The organism is Carboxylicivirga sp. (assembly GCF_982718395.1).
In genome coordinates this window covers 1-21,604 of sequence record NZ_CEXQWX010000105.1, presented here as the reverse complement: position 1 = coordinate 21,604, position 21,604 = coordinate 1, and the positions used below count along the sequence as shown (strand labels likewise).

At 37.3% G+C, this 21,604-nt stretch carries 15 protein-coding genes and 1 riboswitch; of the genes, 14 read left to right on the top strand and 1 reads right to left on the bottom strand.

Going from position 1 to position 21,604, the window contains the following annotated elements:
* The 7 genes from AC4MRQ_RS17280 to AC4MRQ_RS17250 all read left to right on the top strand — a co-directional run.
* Positions 1-275, top strand: a 275-nt coding sequence (locus tag AC4MRQ_RS17280) for a hypothetical protein (RefSeq protein WP_491198955.1), incomplete at its 5' end; no start/stop codon positions are given.
* Between the two features lie 109 nt (positions 276-384).
* Positions 385-2,130 carry a SusD/RagB family nutrient-binding outer membrane lipoprotein gene (locus AC4MRQ_RS17275; RefSeq protein ID WP_491198954.1) on the top strand — a complete coding sequence of 582 codons (1,746 nt, stop codon included), beginning with the start codon at positions 385-387 and terminating at the stop codon, positions 2,128-2,130.
* Positions 2,131-2,424: 294 nt separating this feature from the next.
* Positions 2,425-5,523 (top strand): SusC/RagA family TonB-linked outer membrane protein, encoded by a 3,099-nt coding sequence (locus AC4MRQ_RS17270; RefSeq protein WP_491198953.1) that lies wholly within the window; start codon positions 2,425-2,427, stop codon positions 5,521-5,523.
* Positions 5,524-5,534: 11 nt separating this feature from the next.
* Positions 5,535-7,229, top strand: coding sequence for a SusD/RagB family nutrient-binding outer membrane lipoprotein (locus tag AC4MRQ_RS17265; protein ID WP_491198952.1), 1,695 nt, complete (start codon positions 5,535-5,537; stop codon positions 7,227-7,229).
* Positions 7,230-7,395: 166 nt separating this feature from the next.
* Complete coding sequence (gene tdh / locus AC4MRQ_RS17260) at positions 7,396-8,421, top strand: L-threonine 3-dehydrogenase (RefSeq protein WP_491198951.1); 1,026 nt, start codon at positions 7,396-7,398, stop codon at positions 8,419-8,421.
* A gap of 194 nt (positions 8,422-8,615) precedes the next feature.
* Entirely contained in the window at positions 8,616-9,818 is a 1,203-nt protein-coding gene (locus AC4MRQ_RS17255) for a hypothetical protein (RefSeq protein ID WP_491198950.1), read from the top strand.
* Between the two features lie 28 nt (positions 9,819-9,846).
* Complete coding sequence (locus tag AC4MRQ_RS17250; RefSeq protein WP_491198949.1) at positions 9,847-11,799, top strand: dipeptidyl-peptidase 3 family protein; 1,953 nt, start codon at positions 9,847-9,849, stop codon at positions 11,797-11,799.
* Positions 11,800-11,892: 93 nt separating this feature from the next.
* On the opposite strand, the gene AC4MRQ_RS17245 is transcribed toward AC4MRQ_RS17250, so the two are convergent.
* Positions 11,893-12,543 (bottom strand): hypothetical protein, encoded by a 651-nt coding sequence (locus tag AC4MRQ_RS17245; protein ID WP_491198948.1) that lies wholly within the window; start codon positions 12,541-12,543, stop codon positions 11,893-11,895.
* A gap of 111 nt (positions 12,544-12,654) precedes the next feature.
* A riboswitch (cobalamin riboswitch) is annotated at positions 12,655-12,847 on the top strand.
* A gap of 25 nt (positions 12,848-12,872) precedes the next feature.
* On the opposite strand from AC4MRQ_RS17245, the gene AC4MRQ_RS17240 reads away from it, so the two are divergent.
* The 7 genes from AC4MRQ_RS17240 (at position 12,873) to htpG (ending at position 21,148) form a co-directional block, all read left to right on the top strand.
* Positions 12,873-14,015 (top strand): ABC transporter substrate-binding protein, encoded by a 1,143-nt coding sequence (locus AC4MRQ_RS17240; protein WP_491198947.1) that lies wholly within the window; start codon positions 12,873-12,875, stop codon positions 14,013-14,015.
* Between the two features lie 2 nt (positions 14,016-14,017).
* Entirely contained in the window at positions 14,018-15,064 is a 1,047-nt protein-coding gene (locus AC4MRQ_RS17235) for an iron chelate uptake ABC transporter family permease subunit (protein ID WP_491198946.1), read from the top strand.
* The gene (locus AC4MRQ_RS17230) at positions 15,057-16,070 is read left to right on the top strand and encodes an ABC transporter ATP-binding protein (RefSeq protein WP_491198945.1); all 1,014 of its coding nucleotides are present in this window, start codon (positions 15,057-15,059) and stop codon (positions 16,068-16,070) included. Before AC4MRQ_RS17235 ends, AC4MRQ_RS17230 begins: the two co-directional genes overlap by 8 nt.
* 123 nt (positions 16,071-16,193) lie before the next feature.
* Positions 16,194-16,733 carry an RNA polymerase sigma factor gene (locus AC4MRQ_RS17225; RefSeq protein WP_491198944.1) on the top strand — a complete coding sequence of 180 codons (540 nt, stop codon included), beginning with the start codon at positions 16,194-16,196 and terminating at the stop codon, positions 16,731-16,733.
* A complete protein-coding gene (locus AC4MRQ_RS17220; RefSeq protein ID WP_491198943.1) occupies positions 16,711-17,313 on the top strand; it encodes a hypothetical protein in 603 nt (200 codons plus the stop codon). The genes AC4MRQ_RS17225 and AC4MRQ_RS17220 overlap by 23 nt, the downstream gene beginning before the upstream one ends.
* 11 nt (positions 17,314-17,324) lie before the next feature.
* Positions 17,325-18,572 carry a hypothetical protein gene (locus tag AC4MRQ_RS17215; RefSeq protein ID WP_491198942.1) on the top strand — a complete coding sequence of 416 codons (1,248 nt, stop codon included), beginning with the start codon at positions 17,325-17,327 and terminating at the stop codon, positions 18,570-18,572.
* A gap of 521 nt (positions 18,573-19,093) precedes the next feature.
* Positions 19,094-21,148: a molecular chaperone HtpG gene (gene htpG / locus AC4MRQ_RS17210; RefSeq protein WP_491198941.1), complete on the top strand. Its 2,055-nt coding sequence runs from the start codon at positions 19,094-19,096 to the stop codon at positions 21,146-21,148.
* The last annotated feature ends 456 nt before the right edge of the window (positions 21,149-21,604 follow it).

Below are 21,604 nucleotides of genomic sequence, written 5' to 3'. Positions count from 1 at the left end.
TAGCAAATTATGGTGCTCCATGGGTTGTTGATGCTACTAATGTGAGGTTACGTGAACTAAGTCTTGGGTATAGTTTTAAGTTAGATCCGGATTTCTTTATCAAAAATCTAAGTGTCAATTTCAATGCATATAATCTATTCTTTATTTATAGAGATGAAGATGCTAAAGATATTGATCCAAATCAAACTTGGGGTACTGGAAATGCACAAGGATATAACTTGTATAACGTTCCGTCAACAACTTCTTATGGTTTTACTGTAAATGTTAAGTTTTAATCAAAAGTAAATTTGAACAGATGAAACAAGCCATGAGAAAAGCTTCTTACTTAGGAGCATGACAAAATTGGTGAGTTCCATATGGCAATTGAAAACAAAATTTAGACATATGAAAATATTCAATAAATATATTCTAATTGGTTTGGTTGCTTTGACAAGCTTCAGTTGTACTGATGATTTTGATCAAATGAACACAAACCCAAACTCTCCTTCTGCTGATAATCCAGCTACTGAAGCTGTTTTAGCAAGCTGTATGAGGAAGGCGTTTCATGAGGACAGATTTGAATTTTGGAGAGGGGTCGTACTTCACGCAGAACGATTTGCCGGACATGTAGACGGTGGATATAAAGGTGGTTGGTGGGCTCCTGGTGATTCCTATAATTATCACGAAGGATGGACTGCTGCGGCTTGGGATTCTTACAACTCATCTTCTTTTATGAATGGATATGGAGGTGCACTTTTTGCGAATACCAACGTATTGCTAAAGTATTATGAAGAGAATCCAGAGGCTCCATATGCAAATGAGTTTACGGGAATATGTCATGTTTTAAGGTCATTTCAATTCTTGAAAATTACCGATTTATTTGGTGATGCACCTTATTCAGAGCACGGCAATATTGATATTCCTACACCCAAATTTGATGCTCAAAAGGATATCTATGATGATATTGAGATGACTTTAAAAATGGCTGTAGAAGAATATTTGAAAGAGGATGTAACAATTGGTACAATGTCCGATTATGACCTTGTATATAAAGGTAATGTGTCGAAATGGAGAAAATTTGCAAACTCATTACGATTAAGAATGGCTCTTCGTCGTTCAAATATTGATACAGAAGGTGCAAAGGCAATTCTTGCTGATATTGTAAAGTATCCATTATTAGAAAGCAATGAAGATAATGTGATGGTTGAGCGTACACAGTCCTCAACAGACCTTCATAATCAATACTATGGATTCTTCAAGACCTGGCCTGGTGCAATGCCACATGGTGCTTACCAATGGGATGGATATAATATGGAGTGGGGACCTGGTCCTGGTGCTTTTATACCAGCCCGTGAAATTGTTGAGGTAATGAAAGGTAGCGTATTGTATGCCTCAGAAGTAAAAGAAGGTGGTTCATCAACAGAAGATATTAACGCTGTTTCTGGTATTATTGATCCTCGTATGGATAAGTTTTTCATGCGTCCTAAAGGTGATAATATGGCTCAACATAAAGGACGTCCTGCACGTGCAGAGTATTTCCTTAAAGAAGAAGTTATCACCAATATTCAAAATGATGATGTAGAGGGCGATGTACATAACTACTCGTGGATGCACCCATCAATTTGGTACGATGGTGGTACATGGAGTCCTGTAAGTCTTGACTATGCTGAGGTTTGTCTGGCAATAGCAGAAGCTGTTAACAGAGGTTTAGTTAGCTACGACATGTCTGATGCCGAATTGCTACGTATGGGACTTGAAGCCAGTTGTGAGCGTTGGGGAGCTGAAGTAGGTAGTTTTGCAACTGATGTTGTAACAAAGTTCAATAATGCTGATCAGGAAAATAAAGAAGCAATTATTGCAACAGAAAGATGGGTGTCGGCATATACAGTTCCACATCAGGCATTTGCAGTACTTAGAAGAACCGGGCACCCTGAATTTGTATATCTTGATAAAGATATGAAGATCACAGGTACATGGGTTAATCCTGATGGATCTACAGAAGAAAGAACAATTGAAAAATACGCTCAAGGAAGTACGAATTTTAAATTACCACAACGGATGAGAGTTCCTGAGAGTGAAGTTGCAATAAATGATAATGTTCCTGAAGAAAGTAAGGATATGCAGAACAAAGTATGGTGGGCAAATTATTAATTAACCACTGATTAAAATCGTCTCTAAAACCAAACTATTATATAAGTTAGATTAATTAAGAACCCTGCTTCGGCAGGGCTCTTTTTTGTCAAGGAAATATGGGTGTAGATATGTTTCGAAATGGTTAAATATGTTCTTAATTGTAAAATAATGTAAAAAAATACTTGAAAGTCTTTTTGTATCTTCTTACATTTCATATGCTTTTAAGTGAGGATATTAAGTGTTTTTAGCTTTACTTGTTGCTAACTATTACTCACTCATCCTCAAATTTTTATAACCTAAAATGTCTCACGTATGAAAAGAAATGTAAGTAGGTTTAAAAGGTGTTTGTTGCTAATACTGACACTTAGCTTTAGTGCGTTTATTTACGCACAGGATTTAACTGTTACAGGTACAGTAACCAGCACTGAAGACGGACAACCTGTACCGGGTGTGTCTGTAGTTCAAAAAGGAACCACAAACGGAACGATAACGGATATAAGCGGGGTATATACAATTAATGTGCCTCAGGGATCGATTCTTGTTTTTTCCTTTGTTGGAATGGACACACAAGAAATTCAGGTAACCAGTTCTACCATAAATGTATCTATGGTGCCTGATATTATTGGTATGGATGAGGTAGTCGTAACTGCTTTAGGTGTATCAAGAGAAAAGAAAGCACTGGGATATGCCGTATCAGAACTTGGTAGTGAAGAGTTAACAACTGTCAAAGACCCTAACGTTATTAATTCTTTATCAGGTAAAGTTGCCGGTGTAAACATTACACAATCAACCTCAGGACCAGGTGGTGGTTCTAGGGTAATTATCAGAGGTAACAGTTCGATTTCCGGTAATAACCAGCCACTTTATGTGGTGGATGGTGTACCAATTGATAACTCAGGCGCAGGTTCAGCTGCAGGAGAAGGTACTGGTGAGTATGCTCGTTCTGATTATGGTACAGGTATATCAGATATTAACCCGGATGATATCGAATCAATGACGGTTTTAAAGGGACCTAACGCCGCTGCACTTTACGGTTCAAGGGCTGGTAATGGAGTAATCCTTATTACTACTAAAAAAGGAACTTCAAGGAAAGGTTTAGGTGTATCAGTAAGTTCAAGTTACACATTCGACAAACCATTACTGCTACCTGAATTCCAGGATCAGTATGGACAGGGAACTCAAGGTAATGTACCATCAGATTTAACTCAATTGAAAGGTTCCGGATCATGGGGACCTATGTTTGATGGATCAGATCAGCCTTATTGGACCGGTGTTAATAAATCATATGTGGCTCAACCTGATAACGTTAAAGACTTTTTCGACACAGGAAGTCAGTTTATTAATACGATTGCTTTGGAAGGTGGTAATGAGAAAGCAAACTTAAGATTTTCTTATACCAATAATTCAACATCTGGTATTTTACCAAACTCTGAAATGGATCGACACAATTTTAATTTACGGGCTTTTGCGAACCTGACAGATAAATTAACAATTGATACTAAAGTGACGTTCTTTCATCAGGACATGCAAAACAGGGCAGTTCAGGGTACTGAAGGTGTAATGGCCTATGTATATCCGATGCCAAGAAACCTGATTTTAAATGATCTGAAGACTTATCAAAATCCTGAAGAATCACTTAATGTTATTACCTATTCTAATTCTGGTGGTAATCCATATTGGATATTAAATCATGATAGAAATGAAGATAGAAGACAAAGGTGGACTGGTTTTGCAAAAGTTAATTATGAATTTACTCCATGGTTATCTGCTTTTGCTCGTATCGGAACGGATATGGTAACTACAAAAATTGAAACCATTTCAATGCCAGGGCACCATTTTTATCAATCAGGACGTTTTAACTTCTCGACTCGTCAGAATACAGAAACGAATGCTGATTTCTTATTTATGGTTGATAGAGATTTGACTGATGATATTAATTTGAATTTTAACTTCGGAGGTAACCATTCTTACAGAACATATGAAAGAATAGGAATTTTTGGTGAAGATTTTAAGATTCCGGCTAAAGCAACTGTTTCTAATGCTGTAATTCTAAATCCTAGTTACACTCCAACTGAGGAAAAAATTGTTAACTCGCTTTATGGTTCAGCTTCTTTCTCATATAGAGATTTGGCCTATTTGGATATAACTGCACGTAATGACTGGTCTTCTACATTAAGTTCTGATAACTGGTCTTATTTTTATCCATCTGTAAGTACTTCGGTTCTATTACAAAGAGTAATTCCGGGTGCTGATGCTATATTTGATATGGCTAAGGTTAGGGCTAGTTGGGCTCAGGTAGGTAATGATACAGACGTTTATCAATTATATGAATACTACAACCTTGCCCAAGACGGTTATCTTGGCCGTACTGTTGTAACCCGGCCTAGCGTTAAGTTTAATGAAGATCTGAAAGCTGAAACAATCAGCTCTACTGAAGTCGGGTTAGAGTGGAGTATTCTAAACAATCGTTTGTATGGTGATTTCTCCTGGTATAATATCAAAACGGAAGACCTAATTTTTGATGTTCCCGTTCCTGCAGCAACTGGTTATGAAAAATTTAGAGAAAATGTTGGAGAACTTAAGAATAAAGGTATAGAATTAATGCTTGGAGGTACTCCAGTTAAAACGGGAGATTTTACCTGGGATGTTATCTTAAATTATTCAAAAAATGATAACGAATTGGTTAGCCTGATTGAGGATTCAGAGGTGTTTATATTTAGTTCCACAAACTCTGGTAATATCGTTGTACAAGCAACTGTTGGTGGTGGTTATGGCGATATTTATGGTACAACGATTAAACGTACCGAAGATGGACGTCAGGTAGTTGATGCGGCAGGTCGACCACAAGCATCAGAAGAAAGGGTTAAACTTGGTAATTATCAGCCAGACTGGATGGGTGGTATTTCAAATACGCTGACCTACAAGGAGTTTTCATTGAGATTCTTAATAGATGGGCGTTTTGGTGGAGAACTTTATTCAGGAAGTGATGCTGCTTTAGATGCAGGTGGAGTTTCAGAAAGAACATTAATGTACAGAGAAGGAGGTATAACAGTTGATGGTGTTATTGATAATGGTGATGGTACATATACCGAAAATACAACAAATATTAGTGCTGAAGATTACTTTGGATCAATGAGTGGCATTGGGTCTGAACATGTTTATGATGCATCGAATATAAGATTAAGAGAGGTAAGTTTAACGTACCGTGTTCCTCAAAGTATGCTTGGTGATGGTTTTATCAAAGGTGCTTCATTAAGCTTCATTGGCCGGAATTTATTCTTCATTTATAAAGAGATGGATAATTTTGATCCGGAATCAAGTTTCTCAACAAGTAGCTTTTCTCAAGGTGTTTTATGGTATAATTTACCAACGACAAGAAGCTTAGGTTTTAACTTAAATGTTAACTTTTAATTTAGATGAATATGAAATTATATAAGATTTTCACTATTCTTTTTTTAGTGACTGCCTTTGGGGCATGTACAGATAAATTTGAGGAAATTAACACTAAACCCGATGCTTTCTATACGGATGAAGTTAGTGGTAAATTCTTTATGACTAATCCACAATTTAATTTGTTCGGTCCAAATAGATTTCCATATTGGCGAGCTCAATTAATTCATGCCGATCGATATAGTGGACATGTTTGTTTTGGACATAATGGATCATGGTGGAGCGATGAATTAGGCTATTCATATCATAGTGCGTATACAGATGCTACATGGGGATGGTTGGAAGGTTATCTGGGTAATCTCGATAACTTTATGAAACTGGTAGATACAGGTGGAGAATTTGAAAATGAGTATATGTATGCCATGGGATTAATTATGAAGGGTCTGTATTATCAGATGTTTACGGATGTGTTTGGCATGATACCTTATACAGAAGCTGCTGATCCTGACATTGTAACGCCGAGTTTTGATACGCAAATGACCATTTATAAAGGAGTTATTGCTGAATTGGATGAAGCTATACAAATTATTGGTGATGCTGAAAGAACTGGTGTTGGAGTGGATGATGCTGGTGAAAACGATCTGTATTATGGTGGTGAACTCCAGAAATGGAAAAAGCTGGCTAATACTTTAAAACTTAGGATGGCATTAAGAGCCTTGGATGCTGATGGAGATGATTTTGCTTCCGCAGCAATAACTGAAGCTTTATCAGGGCCTCTAATGGAAAGCGAAGGAGATAATTGTCTGATGGAGAAAGATGCTGAAATTTCTCAATGGGGAAGTGCTGCCTACGGAGATATATGGCATAATTTCGGAACTGGTTCCGACTGGACACTGGGAAAAACACTTATTGATTTGCTACGTGATGAGAATGACCCAAGGTTATCAAAATATGCTAAACCTGCAAAAGGTGGTATGACTGAGTTTGAAAAACCTGATGGAGAGGAAGGAGATTTATTTCTTACACGCGTAGAGTTTATTCTGGACGGATTGGATGAGGCTGGAGTTGATTATACAAGAACTGATCAGGCAGATACTCTCGTAATTGTTGATATGCCGCTTTCAACATATTATGTAGGTCAACCAACCCGATTAAATGATAAAACGTATCCATTTTCAGAGTATGATTTCTTCTCAACACCAGCTGATTTCGTTATTCAGAGGAAGAACGATGGCAAGCCAATTGCACCAGAAATTGTAATGCTTACCTCAGAAGCTTATTTCCTTCGTGCAGAAGCAGCAGTTAGAGGTTTTGGCGGTGATGCCAATGCATTATACCAGGACGGTATTCGACATGCAATGGCTGTTTGGGAAGTATCCTCAGCTGAAGCAGATGATTACATTGCTAATTCAAGTTTTGGTATGCTAAATGGATCTATGGATGAAAATCTCGAAAAAATTGCCACTCAAAGATGGATAGCTGCATTTACCGATGGATTTGAAGCATGGGCAATTGTAAGAGACTCTGGTTATCCTATGGTTCTGGCCGAAGGAGTTTCTGATGTAGACATTTTTGGTTTGGGTGATATTAATGGTGCATATCCACAACGAATGCGTTACGGTAACCAGACTTGGAACAACAATGGTGATAATACTCAGGAGGCTGTAAATATTCAGGGAGCCGATAGACAAGATACCAAATTATGGTGGGCAAAAATAAATGACTAAACCTGATTAATCGTTCTAATGGAAGGCTGGCAATTTTGTCAGCCTTTTTTTATTTTGAGCAACTGATATTAATCATAGGTGCAATCCAATTACCTTTTGCATTTTTGTTATTTAGAATAAAAATAGATAGGAACATAAATACACGCTAAATTACTACACTATGACAATGATGAAAGCACTTGTAAAGTCAAAGGCGGAGAAAGGCATTTGGTTGGAAGAGGTGAAAATTCCGGAAATTGGCCCTAATGATGTACTTATAAAGGTATCCAAGTCTGCAATCTGCGGAACTGATCTGCATATTTATAAATGGGATGAATGGGCTCAAAATACAATCCCGGTAGGGATGACTATCGGACATGAATATGTTGGTCATGTGGCTAAACTTGGTAGTGAGGTTACAGAATTTAAGGAAGGTGATCGAGTGACTGGTGAGGGACATATTGCATGTGGACACTGTCGTAATTGTCGTCGTGGACGCCAGCATATTTGTGAGAAAACGGTTGGTATAGGCGTTAATATAGATGGATCTTTCGCCGAATATGTAAAAGTACCATCAACCAATGTCATGAAAATTAATGCTTCTATTCCTGACGAGGTATTAGCCATTATGGACCCATTTGGAAATGCAACACACACCGCACTGTCATTTCCTTTAATTGGTGAAGATGTCTTAATCACTGGTTCAGGTTTAATTGGTAGTATGGCTGTGGCAGTCGCAAAATTCGCCGGTGCGCGATATGTAGTTGCAACCGAAACTAATGAGTTCAGAGCGGAGTTAGCTCGTAAGATGGGAGCAACACGTGTTGTTAATCCTATAACAGAAAACCTCCGCGAAGTAATGGATGATTTGGGGATGATTGGTTTTGATATCGGCCTTGAGTGCTCGGGAGCTCCAGCTGCATTTAACCAATTGGTCGAGCATATGTACAACTCGGGTAAGATATCCATGTTAGGAATATTGCCTTCATCAACACAAGTTGACTGGAACCGTATTATCTTTAAAGGTTTGACTTTAAAAGGAATTTATGGTCGGGAGATGTATGAAACCTGGTACCATATGGAACAAATGTTAATGTCAGGGCTTGATTTAAGACCAATTATAACACATCAATACAGTATTAATGAATTCCAAAAAGGCTTTGATGTAATGGAAGAAGGTAATTGCGGTAAGGTATTGCTTAACTGGGATTAAGTAATGTTTAAATATAGAATTTGGAAGGTAGTCTTTATGGCTACCTTTTTTCATTAACCGGAAAGTGAGCAAATATTTCTAAATTTGCTTCAACACTATGTTATGATGAAACGGGCTATGAGGAAGGCTTTTCATTCAGGAGAAAAGCAAAAATGGTGAGTTACATCTGACCATTGAAAAATAAATTTAAACAGATGAAAGAAATATTACTTCCAGTTGTTATTTTCTGCGTTTGTGTTTGCCAACTTGGAGCGCAAGATTTAAAGCCTTGGACTGAACGTTTGAATAATTTAGAGCAGATCAACGATCCTAATAAAAAACGTTTTGAATTACTTGAACTGAGTAAGCAATTAACAGATATCTGGAGAGGAGGGATAAATATTGAACAGATCAATGAGCAATCAAAGCTGATTAGGGTTGATCAGACCTCAGATAAAAAAGTTACAATTGTTTCTTTTGGAAGTAAAACCTACCAAAATGTTTATCAGTTGGAATGGCTGGTGAAAACCAATGATGAAATCTGGACTTTTAGTGAAGAATTTTCATACGTAGAATCAAAGGAACAGCTTAATTTATCGTACAGTTTATCTAAAACATCATTTGATACATATGAGTTTCTAGTGCTTAATGGCAAACAGGAATTTATTCATGTGGTTGATATCGAAACAAAGTGCCTGTTTGAAAAGCTTCATTTAGCAGAAACAGATCAACAAAAGGATTCGATTAATACTACAATTCAAGTACGCTTGGGGAATCTATGGAGTAACTCACAATTATATGAGAGTGCTTTTAGTGGACTTAGTAGAATGAAGACAGTCACTTCAAAAGATCGAAAGGTTAAAATTTGCACTTATAATATACAGAAGAGCGATTTCTCACAACAATTTTATGGTGCTGTTATACTAAAAGATGATGGTGAAATTAGTGTAAAACCTTTGACTGATGCCACAGAAAAGATAAGAACACCTGAACGGGCATCTTTAACAGATAAGAAATGGTATGGGGCGATTTATCTTGATATAATAGAAACATATAGTGGTAATAAGACCTATTATACACTTATTGGCTATAAAGGACATGATGAATTTATTAAAACCAGGGTGATTGATGTAATGCTTATTCAAAATGGAAGAATTCGTTTTGGAATGCCTGTTTTTAAAACGGAGCGATTAAGCAGATCTCGGGTAATATTTAAGTATTCAGCCAAAGCCGCAATGATGTTACGATATGATCAGCGGGAAAAATTGATTGTATTTGATAACCTAGTGCCTGCAGACCCAATGTATAGAGGAGTTTATCATTATTATGGTCCCGATTTCTCATACAATGCTTTTAAATTTACAAAGGGAGCATGGGAGTTAAAAAGAGATATTGATCTGAGAAATCCTAAACAGTAAAGGTGATTACAGCTGTAAAACTAATTGCATGAATGACTTTCAATACCAGGCAGAGCAATTTGCCGACTTAAGAATATTGCGATATAATATACCACAGTTTAAGACGTTACCAATCAGAAAGAAATTATATATCTATTTTCTGACTGAGGCGGCTCTTTCAGGAAGAGATATTATTTGGGATCAGAATAACGAAAACAACTTATGGCTTCGCAACTGCCTTGATACTATTTATTCAAGTATAGAAGCTCAGGATGAGAACTTTAATAAATTAGAAGTTTTTTATAAGCGGGTTTTATTTTCCAACGGTCTGCATCATCATTATAGTACTGATAAGCTAAAGCCTGCCTTCTCAAAAGCTTGCTTAAAACAGTGGATAGCTTTATTAACTGATGAACAAATACAACAATTGAATTGTGAAACTTCTGAGGAGCTACTTGAACAACTGGGAAAACTGCTTTTTGATCACAGTCAGGATGCAAAACGCGTATGTCAGGATGAAGCTAAAGACCTGGTTCACAAGTCTGCAAATAATTTCTATAAAGGACTATCGCAAGGAGAAGCTGAAGAGTTTTATAATAACCTTATTGACAAAGAAGATCCTCAGCCTGTTTCTTATGGGCTTAATTCCAGGCTAATAAAAGAGAATAACGAAGTTAAAGAGGAGATATGGCAGGTTGGAGGTAAATATGGCAGAACAATTGAGCAAATTGTTTTTTGGTTGAGAAAAGCAGCTCATGTTGCGGAAAATGATCGCCAAAAGGAGATAATTAAAACCTTGATACAATTTTACGAAACTGGTGATTTAAATCTCTTTGATAAATACAGTATTCAGTGGTTAAAAGAGCAAGAGGGTGAAGTTGATTTTATCAATGGATTTATCGAAGTGTATGGCGATCCATTAGGATTTAAGGCTACTTGGGAAAGTTTGGTTAATATCATTGATAAAGAGGAAACTGAAAAAGCATCAATTATCAGTGAAAATGCTCAGTGGTTTGAGAATAATTCTCCTGTATTGCCTGCGCACAAGAAAGAGCAGGTGAGTGGCGTTAGTATGAAAGTGATTAATGCAATCATGCTAGGAGGTGACTGTTATCCGGCCTCACCATTAGGAATTAATCTTCCCAATGCTGAATGGATTCGAGAAAAGCATGGGTCAAAATCAGTTTCCTTACAAAATATAAGTCATGCTTATGAAATGGCTTCACTTACATCTGGAGTAATCGAAGAGTTTGCCTGCTCAGAGGAAGAAGTTTTATTGCATAAAAAATATGGAGCCATTGCAGATAACTTGCATACTCACCTACATGAATGTGTGGGGCATGGTTCTGGAAAATTAGAATCAGGAGTTCGTTCAGATGCTCTGAAATCTTATGCATCTGTTATTGAGGAAGCACGTGCTGATTTGTTTGGTTTGTATTTTATGGCAGATGAAAAAATGAAGGAACTCAAATTAATTCCGAATAAGGATGTTGCCAAGGTTCAATACAATGCATATATCCGAAATGGATTAATGGTTCAGCTTGCAAGAATCGGTTTAGGTTCCAATATCGAGCAAACTCATATGAGAAACCGGCAGTTAATATCAGAATGGGTGATGGAGAATGGTTTAAATGATAATGTAATTGAACGAATAACGAAAAAAGGCAAAACTTACTTTGTCATTAATGATTATAAAAAATTACGCGGCCTTTTTAGTAAGCTATTAAGAGAAATACAACGGATTAAATCGCAAGGTGATTACAAAGCAGCAAAAGAACTAGTTGAAACCTATGGAGTCAAAGTTGACCAACAAATTCATACGGAAGTATTAGAGCGTTATGGCAAGTTAAATGTGGCACCATATTCAGGTTTTATTAATCCTAAGCTTGAACCGATTATTAATGATGATGGAGAAATAGTAGATATTGAAGTGAGCTACAATGAAAGCTTTCTGGACCAGATGCGACGTTACAATAGGGATTATGGTTATGAAAGCAATTAAGCAATAATTAACGGGAGGAGAGCAAGAGGTTTATAAAGCGTCTTGACTCCACCCGAAAATCGGTTGCAGATAGTTAATATCTTGTATTTCGTATTATTGAAAAAGTTCTTCATCCCATTCTACATAGAATTCACCTTTTTCTACCTCAAGTTTATTATTAGTTTCGGTGATCTGATTGTTTTCATGCTTGTATCCATAAGCTGTATAAGAAAATGTACCACGCATCGATTTATTTTGATGATCGTATGATGTTATTTTTATTTCACCAACCGGTTCGCTCAGGATATTCTTAGAATTAAAACAGTAGGTCGTATAGTGTAATCCTTGCTGTTTACCATCAACAATGTCAACAGATTCAAGACCTGCTAAAGCCCAGTGATAAGTTATTTCAGGTATATTCCTATACAGCAATATTTTTTCTTGTTGTAGCGCTTTCCGATAAGGAAAGCAAAGGCTGATATGCATTGCTTCATAACTCGCACGAATGGTAAAGCTTGAATCAAGGACTTCTCCTGTTTCAGTAATCGATAATAGGGAAGTGCCAAATGAAAACGAAGCATGCATTGAAGAATAACGTTCCTTAATTGAATCACGGAATACGCAAAAAGGAACTTTGTTAATTAAAGCTTTTACATAAGGAGTAATGATCTCATCCTGTTCAGGTGGTTCAGGTTCAACCTGATCTTTTGAACATCCTGCAATCAGAATTGCAGCAATTAGAAAGGTAAGTGTTAGAGTTTTCATATTTAATTTATTAGGTTGATTTTAAAGGTATGAAATATTTGGGACGAAAAGACGAAAATTCATAAAATATTTCGTTAACCAACGAAAGAACTTGATACTTATGTATTGATTCTTGAGTCTTCAAATTAAAACCTTACTTTTGCAGAGTTATTGAAAAAAGGGAATCAGGTGAAATGCCTGAGCTGTTCCCGCAGCCGTAATCCATGCCAGTAAGGAGCACGCCTTATTAACCACTGTTGCATTGCAATGGGAAGGGGAGGTGATGAAGGAGAGCCGGAAAACCTGTTTCATTGACACATTAATTCATAATTCTTTCGGGAGATAAAGAGATGATTAGATTTACAACAACCTTATTAGTAGCTACTCTTTTATTTGCATGCCAATCGAAAAGAGAAACCCAAACGGGAGTTTTAACAGTTGGGCAGGCAGATAGTACCTACTATCCCAAATATGCAAAGGGATTCCATATCAACTATTTTAAAGGCTATCGTCAAATCGTATTATGCGATCCCTGGGGCGATACGACTAAAAATGAAACCATTGCATTGTTTAAAGACAAATCACTAAAAGAAGCTCTTCAGCAATCAAATGAGTATGTAATTAATTATCCGGCTGACAAATGGATTGCGCTTTCATCCACTATGGTAAATTATGCTGATAAGCTCAACATGAAACAGACCATTTGTGGAGTTGCTGAACCGCAGTATATATCGGATGAATACATTCAGAAGTCCATAGAAAATGGATCAGTTCGTAATGTCGGGTTAGCTGTTGCACCCGATGTGGAAACCATGGTTGATATTGAGCCTGATTTTATGATGGTGTCGCCATTTAAGGATAATCATTTTACAGCTGTAACAAGTGCTGGTATTCCAGTTCTTACTAATGCTGATTATTTGGAACATACACCGCTTGGACGCGCTGAGTGGCTCATATTTGTTGGAGAATTACTAGGCGAAGGTGCTAAAGCAAAGCACTTATTCTCAGAAATTGAAACTGCTTATCTTGAAATCAAACAAAAGGCAAAGAAAGTAGCCGTTGAACCATCGGTTTTTACAGGACATATTTATCAAGGTATTTGGTATACCCCGGCAGGAGAAAGTTATATGGCTAACTTTTTTAATGATGCCGGTTGTAATTACATTTATAAGGATACAAAGGGAACTGGCTCTTTATCGCTCGATTATGAGACAATTATCGAAAAGGCCGAAGATACAGAATGCTGGGTGTTGATTTTGAATTATCCCAATGAACTAAGCTATACTGAGATTGCCAAAATTGATGAACGGTATACTGATTTTACAGCCTTTAAAAACAGGAATATCGTTGTTACAAATTCATCATATTCGCAGTATTTCGAGAAAGGTTTAATGCAGCCGCACATAGTTTTAAGTGATTTGGTTTATGCATTGCACCCTGAAGTTTTAATTGGATATCAACCAACTTATTTCCATCAATTGACTAAAGAGTAAATATGGAAGATCATCGGGTAAAATGGATAATGGGTTTTGTATTATTGACTGCACTGATTTTGGTATTTTTCCTTATGAATATTGGTTTTGGTTCGGTATCTATTCCATTTGAAGATATACTAAATGTTCTGATAGGTGAGGAGGCATCGCGAAGTGCTTATTCATCCATCATTCTTAAATCAAGGTTACCACAAACGATTACAGCTGTTTTGGCAGGAGCCGGATTGGCTGTAGGAGGCCAACAAATGCAAACCTTATTTCGTAATCCACTGGCAGGACCATCAATATTAGGGATTAGCAGTGGAGCCGGTTTAGGTGTTGCACTTGTTGTTTTATTTGCGGGAAATGTGTTGGGTATTACAATAAGCGGATATGGTTTATTCGGGCATATGACAGTGGTAGGTGCAGCTTTTCTTGGTGCCTTTTTTATCTTAATGCTGATCGTCTTTTTTGCACAGGCTTTACGTGATAATACCATTTTATTGATTGTTGGTATCATGATTGGTTATGCGGCTTCTGCAATAATAGGAGTGATGAAATTCTACAGTCCGAAAGAAGATGTGCATGCCTATGTCATTTGGGGTTTGGGAAGTTTTGCCAATGTCACCTGGGAGCATCTTTTGATTCTTATACCGGTTATAATAATCGGATTGCTCATTAGTTTATTATTGATTAAACCTTTAAATGTGTTGGTACTTGGTGAAAATTATGCTGAGAATCTGGGTGTGAATATCAAACGAACACGATTGTCTATATTGTTTTGCACAGGCTTATTAACCGCAGCCATTACTGCTTTTTGCGGACCAATTGCCTTTTTAGGTTTAGCTGTTCCACATTTAACCAAGGGTTTGTTTCGAACAAGTGATCAAAAAGTATTGATGCCTGCCGTAATTTTGGCAGGAGCTATTTTAGCCTTATTTTGTAACCTCATTGCCCGATTGCCTGGTTTTGAAGGTGCATTGCCGATTAATGTTGTTACAGGACTGATAGGCGCCCCGATTGTTATTTCTGTTATTATAAAACGACGGAAAATGAATAGCTATGGATAAGTCAATATTATTACAATCGAGAGATTTGGCTGTTGGTTACCGACAAGGTTCCGATAAGGAAACGGTTTTGCATCAGAATATAAATGTACAATTGAGACAAGGTGAGTTTGCCTGCCTGTTGGGACCTAATGGCGCCGGCAAATCTACATTGATTAAAACCTTAAGTGGATTTATTCCCAAAATTTCAGGTGATGTATCAGTTGGTGACATTGATTTGAAGGACTATAAGCGTAATCAATTAGCCAAAGTAGTAAGTGTAGTTTTAACAGAAAAACTGGAAGTTACCAATATGACTGTATTTGACCTGGTGGCATTGGGACGTACTCCGTATACTGATTTTTTTGGTACGCTTGCTAAAAGGGACAAAGCATTAGTTTTACAAGCTATTGAAGATGTAGGATTGCATGGTTTCGCTAACCGACAGTTGGTATGTATGAGTGATGGTGAACGGCAAAAAGCAATGATTGCCAAAGCACTGGTACAGGATACACCATTAATTATTTTAGACGAACCCACTGCTTTTCTCGATTTACCAAGTAAAATTGAAATTGTACAATTACTGAAAACCCTTGCAAAAAACAAGAATAAGGGAATCCTGTTATCTACTCACGATTTGGATTTGGCACTGCAATTGGCAGATAAGATATGGCTGTTGGCACAGGGCAGAGAGATTGAAGCTGGAATACCTGAGGATTTAATTCTTGCGGATGGGTTTAAACGTTTCTTTGAGAAAGAAGGCATCATATTCGATAACGAGAGTGGAGCCTTTAAGGTAGAGAGAGAGCAGGTTAAAACCATTCGTGTTGTGGGAACTGGTGTTGAATATAAGTGGCTGAGTCATGCGCTTAATCGCACAGGGTATCAAACCACAGATGTAGGGGAGGAATATCCGAAAGTTGAAATAAATAGTAATACCAATAGTGCTTATGTGTTACATCATGCCGATGGTACAAAACATAAGCTGCGAACCATTGAAGATTTACTAGAGCAGATAAAGGAAAAGTAATCAGCTACTTGTTAATATATAATTACTCATATTACAAAAACTTTTTTTTTATCATGCAGCGTTTAGGCATCTTTATGCATTCTATTATCAGAAAATAGAAATTGCATCAATTAGCCTAACCTAATGCTAAAATTCTTTAAACGAAATAATCAATCCTTTTTCGAAAATCTGTACCATCGCTATTGTGAGCAGTTGTTTTTACTTGTATTGCGTTACGTGGTGTCAGAGTTTGATGCAGAAGAAGTACTCCAAAGGGGCTTCATTAAGGTCTATGAAGGATTACCACAATTCAAACAAGAAAATGAAAAGGCCACATTAGGTTGGTTAAATCGCATAATGGTTAACGAAGCTCTCATGTTTTTGAGAGAGCAAAAACGATTGACTTTAGTGGAAGCTGTTGAAGATGAATGCCCAATTTTGATTCAGCTACCAGAAGCCGAGAAAGGATTAGCTTACGAAGCCTGTCTGAAATTAGTCAGGAACTTACCAGATGGTTATCGTACTGTATTTAACCTGTTTGTAATTGAGGGGTACTCCCATAAGGAAATTGGTGAGATGCTGAATATTAGTGAAAGTGCTTCACGTTCACAATTAACGCGCGCTCGCAGCATATTAAAAGAACAACTTAAATCAACAAATTATGAAGCCGAACTTGTTGGATGATTTATTTAAAAATCAATTGAAGGACCAGGGAGAGCTACCCCAAGGCATAACTTTTCGGAAGGAGAAAGTGTTGGCTTCTATCAATACCCGAATTATTCATACATCGAGTAATAGAAAATGGCTGAAATATGTTGCAGTTGTTCTTTTGTTTATTCTTTCTGGTTATTGGCATTGGCTACAACGACAAGAGATTAATCATCAGAAACAGTTATTAGCAGAACAAAACGACTTAATCCACCAGAATCGATCTGAAGCAAACAGAATGTTTGAACAACAACGAGCATTTATCGATTCAGTGAAGAATTCAGCAGTTCCCATAAACTATATTGGAAAAGTAGCCAGTTTGCCATCTTTACCTGCAACAATGGTGCAACATAAGCTGGTTATTGCGCCAACCATGATTGTTCACATTGCTGAACCCATTTATATAAGCGATAAAAAAATACCTAATCATAAGTCACCAGTTCCGGAACTTGACTTACCCGTTTATTACGAAAGTGAACGATTGGCCAGTAATACCAATGAAGCTTCAAACGGCCGATCCTTTAAACGAAAACTGAGTGAATTGTTTAACAATTAAAACCTTGCAAAATGAAGAAGATTATAACTATATCCATGCTGCTAATCGCTTGCTGGAAAATGAATGCGCAATATGATATGGTGCCTCCTAAAGGATTAAAGGCCCCTAAAAACTACTATGGTTATCAGCAATATTACGATACCTTATCAATAGATATAGATAGGGGGGAGAAAATTAAAATTGTTTATCAATGGTATGATTTATTTCGCGAGGATGAAAAACGGTTTGATGAGTATTTTTGGCAGCCCTTCGAGTCAAGCTATACCATTTTGCAAGAGAAGTTGGAAGAGTTACCATTGGATAAAAAGCTAAAATATCACATTCAACTCACAACAAAACGAAGTTATGATGACGGTTTTTTTATTATGAATGACTCGGTAACTATGCAGCGACGTACGATTCTTGTTGAACGTTTATGGAAAAGTACAAATAAGGAAGATAAAAAAGCTTACAGAGATAGTATAAGTTTGATAGATAAAGTACTTCATCAAAAAATGTTTCCCTTAGAATCAACACTAACTGTTACAGAGCGTGAAACCAGAAACGCTCAGCGAGAATATAAGCTTGAAGGCAATGAGTTAATTGGGCAGGCGCAATGGCAGCATTTATTAGAGGTATCAAATGGGTTTTGGAAGGTTTATTTTTATGTCAATGATATTAATAACCTGTATTCCATTAATTCAGTTGATATAAAGGAATTTATTCGTGCCGAAAGACAAAACTATATAAAAAGAGGTTATTACCGTTATTATACTAATTTAAGGTATAAACTTGTTGATGGTGAAATTAAACAGGTTCGGTATTTTAGAGAGAGAATTCGAAGGAGAGAGAGGCATATTTCTTTAACGGTTAATCCTGTATTAGGTACAAGTATTGTTAAAGGTAAGTGGTCAGCTGATCTAGGTGCTATGTTTGGTGTGGTTTTTAACGAAGAACGTAATGGGGCCCTTCGATTAGCTTTAAGGTATCAGCTGAAGGGTTTAGGTGAAGAAACTTCTGATGAAACGAAAATGAAATACAATGGTTTTGTCGACGGTTTGTTCGATTTTAATTTAGCAAAAAGTTACAAGCGTGAGCAGTGGGTAGGCTTAGGTGTTGGTTACCTCTTGCATAAAGAAGGGAGTATTTATGGAGATAATACAGCCCGTATTTTCCTCAAATACCGCTCTTCGCAGTTGTGGGGAGTTCAGCCTGAGTTTAACTATTCTTTTGATGATAATGAAGGCTTTATCGGCTTGGGATTTTTCTTTAGCTTATAGTTTTAATAATTGACTGGTCACTTCATAAGGATGGTTTTCAGGGAAAGGCCTAACTTGCTACCGCGCGAATACCTTCGCGTGGTTATGCTTTTATACCACGCGTGAGGACACGCGCGGTAGCAGAGTATTGTCAACTGTAACAGATGCCTCCATTGCAAAATTGAAGGTCTTGTACACCGTTACAAGTATATCCATGGTGATATTGAAGGACTTGTACATCGTAACAAGTGCATCCATCGTAAATTGAGAGGTATGTAAACTGTAACAGTTGACTCCAAAGCAAAATAGGGTTCTTGTAAACCGTAACAGATACTTACATTGCAAAATTGAAGGTCTTGTATATCGTACCAGTGCCACCACGGCAAAATTGAGGGATTTGTATATCGTGACAGGTACTTCCTGTCAAAATTTCAATGTGCTGTCACATCAACCTGTCGCAATGTCACACATTGACTAATGGCACATGCTTTGATAACTTTGAGCCGTTAAATTGAAAAGTAAAATCTAAAATAAAAGTAACGATGCAAAAAGGACATATTGGGGTTACTACCGAGAACATTTTCCCAATCATCAAAAAGTATCTTTATTCAGATCACGAAATTTTCTTACGCGAATTAGTATCAAACGCTGTTGATGCCACTCAAAAGCTAAAAACATTGGCTTCGGTTGGTGAATTCAAGGGCGAGATGGGTGAAACACCAGTTCGTGTTATTCTTGATGAGAAAAAGAAAACCATCACCATTTCTGACCGGGGTGTTGGTATGACTGCCGAAGAAATTGACAGATATATCAACCAGGTGGCTTTTTCAGGAGCTAATGAGTTCCTTGAAAAATATAAGAAAGATGCCAACGCCATTATTGGTCACTTCGGTTTAGGTTTCTACTCATCTTTCATGGTATCTGAGAAGGTGGAAATTATCACCAAGTCGTTCCGAGATGATGCCCAGGCTGTAAAATGGAGTTGCGACGGAAGTCCTGAATATACTCTTGAAGAGGTTGAAAAGGCCGAAAGAGGTACGGATATCGTGTTGTACATCGACAAGGATAATGAGCAATATGCTGCTAAAGCAGAGATCGATAAGCTATTGAAAAAGTATTGTCGTTTCTTACCGATTGAGGTTGTTTTCGGCAAACAAACAGAGTGGAAAGATGGTAAGGAAGAAGAGACTGACAAGGACAATGTGGTAAATGAAACCAAGCCACTTTGGACACGCACACCTTCGGAATTAAAGGATGAGGATTATAATAAATTCTATCAGGGTTTATACCCAATGACAGATGAGCCTTTGTTCAACATTCACTTAAATGTAGATTATCCTTTCAACCTGACAGGTGTTCTTTACTTCCCTAAGTTGAAGAACAATGTCGAGGTTCAGAAAAATAAGATACAGCTATATTGCAACCAGGTATATGTAACTGATTCAGTAGAAGGAATTGTACCTGAGTTCTTAACACTTCTACACGGTGTGATTGATTCACCGGATATTCCATTAAATGTATCGCGTTCTTACTTACAGAGCGATAGTAATGTGAAGAAAATTTCGAGCCACATCACCAAGAAAGTAGCTGATCGTCTGGAGGAAATCTTTAAGAAAGACCGCGAAGGGTTTGAAGCTAAATGGGATGATCTGAAGATTTTCATCGAGTATGGTATGCTGACAGAAGAGAAGTTCTACGATCGTGCTAAGAAATTCACTTTGTTGAAAAATACAGATGGTAAGTTCTTTACTTTCGATGAGTATGCCGGTATTATAAAGGACAACCAAACTGATAAAGATGATCAGCTGGTATATCTTTATGCAACAGATGTTGAGGCACAGTTCAGCTTTATCGAGGCAGCTAAAAACAAAGGTTATGATGTGCTTGTGTTGGACGGACAGTTAGATAGTCACTTTGTAAATCATCTGGAGAGCAAGTTCGAAAAGTCACGTTTTGTACGTGTCGATAGTGATATTGCTGAAAAACTTATTCCAAAGGCTGAGACAACTGAGTTGAAGTTGACCGATGCTCAAAAGCAAGATTTAACAAGCATTTTCAGTTCTCAGGTTCCAAATGTTGATAAGACTAACTTCATCGTGACGTTTGAGGCATTGGAAGAAACTGATACGCCAGTGATGATTACGCAGCAAGAGTTTATGCGCCGTATGAAGGAGATGAGCCAGCTTGGTGGTGGCGGTATGAATTTCTACGGGGAAATGCCTGATAGCTATAACCTGGTGGTGAATGGTAATCACCCATTGGTGACTCGCATCATTGAGGATGAAGAGAAAGAAGTAGGAGAGAAGGTAGCTTCTTTACGTCATAAGATTGAAGGTTTGGAAGGTAAGCGCTCTGAATTGGAAAAGGCTAAAGAGGGCAAGAAAGACGAAGAGATTCCACAGGCTGATAAAGATGAGTTGGAAGATATTAACAAAAAGCTGACTGAACTGAACGGTAAAAAGGAGGAAGAACTTTCTTCATTTGCATCGTCAAACAAGTTGGTTTCTCAATTAATTGACCTGGCATTGCTTTCTAATAATATGTTGAAAGGTGAAGCTTTAACCAAGTTTGTTAAACGTAGTATCGACCTAATTTAAGGTTATCATAAATGCAAGAGAAAAGCCCGGAAGCATAAGTTTCCGGGCTTTCTTTTTATTGATTCCAGGGGGGTAGTGTTCTGAGTTCAGAGTTTTGAGTTCAGGGAGCTTTGTTTATCAACTTATTGACAACTTGAGGGTTCCGCAGTTCGGCAATTTAACGACGATTCAAATTACCAAAAGACCACTTCACAAAACCTCCATTCAACTTGAAAACCTTAACGTCTTTTAACAAAAAGAAAGTGGTAACAATGAGTTTGTATAGCTTATAAATTGGGCCTTTTATCTATTTTTGCGCCGTTTTTTAAACAACTGTGAGTGCCTTAGAAATTTTAAGGCATTACACAGTCAAATATCTTATAAAACCAGAACAAAAATGGAACAAAACGTTTTCATCGCAAAAGATGTAACAACTAATCCGGCTCCTTTAGGCTTAACCGGTTTCGGATTAACCAC